The organism is Chloroflexus sp. (assembly GCF_034434295.1).
In the GTDB taxonomy this organism is placed as follows: Bacteria; Chloroflexota; Chloroflexia; order Chloroflexales; family Chloroflexaceae; genus Chloroflexus.
Genome location: NZ_DAOTZQ010000081.1, coordinates 1 through 3,166, shown reverse-complemented (window position 1 = coordinate 3,166; position 3,166 = coordinate 1). Strand labels below are relative to the sequence as shown.

1 protein-coding gene and 1 pseudogene are annotated in these 3,166 nt (G+C 55.1%); both read left to right on the top strand.

What is annotated here, in order from left to right:
* Positions 1-685, top strand: a pseudogene (locus VAE57_RS11745) (hypothetical protein); the annotation flags it as partial.
* Positions 686-1,089: 404 nt separating this feature from the next.
* A complete protein-coding gene (locus VAE57_RS11740) occupies positions 1,090-2,328 on the top strand; it encodes a lipopolysaccharide biosynthesis protein (protein ID WP_322822067.1) in 1,239 nt (412 codons plus the stop codon).
* The last annotated feature ends 838 nt before the right edge of the window (positions 2,329-3,166 follow it).

Here is a 3,166-nt window from a genome sequence, read left to right as displayed (position 1 = left end):
CATCCCGCTGCTGCTTGCGCTGTTATGGAGTGTGTACCGTCGTCCACTCCGCTGGTGGGTCTATCTCGTGGGTGGTAGTCTCGGCACCACTACCTTGGTAGTGCTCAGTTTCACCCTCGACACCGATGGTCTGCGCACCCAACCCTGGCTGGCCGCTCTCGAGCGCGACTATCTGCGGACGGACATTGTGGCATGGCTGCAATCATGGTTAAACTGGAAGCAAGCGTGGCCGTGGTACGTTCGCACCGTAGAAATCGCTCACAACCACTTTTGGGTACGGCTGGCTTGGGGGCACATCCCAGTCTGGCCTCCCATTGGCGACTGGCTCTTTGCCGGATTGAGCATTGCTGCGAGTATTGGCCTACTGCGCGGTATGCGACAGTGGTCAGTTGTTTTACCAAACTGGCAACAACGCTGGCTATGGCTATGCGCGATTGCAGTGGGCATAGCCTGGTTTTTCTTACTGGGAAGACTGCATCCTCTCGGTGATGGAGCACCTTACATTCCCCGCGGTCGCTACCTCTACTGGGCAATCGTGCCTACGATCTGGCTGCTGGTTTGTGGCTGGCAACAACTCTGGCCTGCTCGCTGGCGATCGCTGACACTTTATTTCTTACTTGCAATTATCGTGGTGTTTGATATGGCAGCATTAGTGACGTTAGGAACGTTCTACTATCTGCGTTGACGAAACAAGGTGCCGTCTGCAACAATCAGACAGTCCGTCTAGTAAATAAAACAACCCTGTCAGGCCCATAATGATAGGTAACTCAAGTTGCCACCCATGCTGTGAGCAGGCTACGTAAGGCTGACTGCCAGGATGAACGGCGTGACGCTGTGCGCACCATCGTGCGACGTACCTGTGTGAACGATGTGGGTGGCAGCCAATTCATATAGACGCACTACGTCACGCACGTCTCGAAGTGTCGACTCAGGTTATGCCCATCCTCTGTACCCTCCGTGCCTCTGTGGTGACAACGGTAGCAATTTGGGTCAGGTATGAATAACGAGATTGATCTAAGGCTGTACCTGTCAGCGCTCTTGCGTCGCTGATGAATCATTCTCGGTATTGCTCTGGGGATAGCGTTGCTGGTGAGTGTGCTAGCCTGGATACGAACGCCTCCCCACACTGCCAGTACCTCGCTCCTCATCGTCCCGGCAAGTACACAGGTTACACTCGATAATCGCTTCACCAGTCGCGACTCCCTGCTTTTCACCACGACAGTTAACCAACGTGAGGCATTGCTGGGACTGGCGCGTGATGCAACACTTGAAGAACGAGTTGCGGCAATCCTGGAGAGCGAGGGAAGATTGCCGAATGGGTATCAATTGGGCAATCTAAGCCAACGCATAACGATAGAAACCGATGGCGATCTGGTACGGATAACTGCGCGTGCTGATACAGCCGATGACGCTCGCCGATTGGCGATCTTGTGGGGACAAGAGTATACGCGGCTGGTGAACGAAACCTATACCAGAGATGCCGGCTCAATTGAGCTGGTCGAACAGCAACTGGCCGAAGCCCGCGAACGGTATCGAGCAGCCCAGGCTGAGCTGGAAGCATTTATTGCTCAGGGTGAACTTGCCGCTGCCGAACAAGAAGTGCGTCGGCTGAGCGATCTAGTGACTAGCGCCCGTGCTGCGGGTACCGATCGTTTTGCTGATTATCTTCGGCGTGCGAATGATATTGAGCAAATCTTGCGCGATGCACAGCTCTTGCGGCAGCGGTTACGCGATCAGGCTGCTGACTCAGGCAATGTGGCAGATGCGTTAGCAGCATTGTTGCTCCGGATTCGCAATCTGAGTGATCAGGGCAGTGATCGTCCCATCTTACAGCTCGACAGCTCGCTGACGGATAATGCCGTCGTGACGGTAGCAGATCTCGACCGTTTCATCACTATTTTTCAAGCTGAATATCAGGAAGCTCGCAGCGAGGCTGAGCGGTTAAGTGAGTTGCCACCCGATGAGCTAAGTCCCGACTCGAGCCTGGCATTGTACAACCGCCTGGCCGCAGCGCAGACTCGTCTTGAACAAGTACAGGCTCGTCAGCGCGAATTGATGCGTAATCGCGATATTGCGTTTGGGCTGATTGAAGTCCTGATGAGGCGTATCGATGAGTTACGAGTCGCAGATGCAGCCCCACAGGTCTCGGTACGCTATCTCGGTACGGTTACCAATCCTATGACAACGATAGGTCGTACAGTGGTAACCCAGGCGGCACTTGGTGCACTGGCCGGTATCTTCCTGGCAGCGGCCATCATTATGGTACTTGAAGCAGTCGCAGCTGCCCGTCGCAATACTGCACTGACGCCAAAACCAGCCGGTGATTGATGGTTACTCCAAGATGCCCATGTTGCGGTATGAAGGGCATGTCCCTTCGTAGCGATTACGCCAGCAAACGGCGTTACGTCGCCAGGATCGATATTCATCTCATGATCACCACGGCGTTTATTCGGTCGCGTTCGTGGTGACCCCAGGCAGGCACCGCGATCCTGCTGGTCTGGAGGATGGTACCGTTGATCGTCGATCTTCCAGCGAGAGCGTGAGGTAGTGGCGACAACGCCGACAACCAGGACAACAGCAACAATGTCCTCACCGAAGCCGGCGTCTGCGTACTTCCAGTCCGTACAAACAACGCCAAATGTCTCTTGCTGTCATCTATCGCACGGCAGTCGAGCAAATTAGCCGCGTGCGTACACGGCTGCGCCCTCCATGCACGGGGTTACACCGCACGACGTTGCGCACAACGTTGTGCGGTGCATCCTGGCAGTTAACCTCCGTGGCCTGCTCACAGCATAGGTAGCAATGTGGGTTACACATTATTCCGGCGTGTACGGCACTGCCACCTTACACGCAGACATACCCGTATGGCCTTTTGAGCGGACGAAAGCGCAGCTTCCATCCGCCGCTGAAGTATACGTGGGAGTGCAGTTCTCGCCACCGCGAGCGTCTGACACAGTTTTGACCAGGCTACCGGTAAGCAACACACTCACCTCGTTCTGGTATCAATCGGCTGCCACGTCACCAAGATGATGTGCCGCATCATTCTGAGCGCGTGGCGACCACGCTTTCTCATCAACGATCAATTCAATCGTCTTGAAGCGGCGACCGGTCTCACCATCATATCGATAGCGAACGCAGACGAGACGATCACCGTACAGTGCCTGTA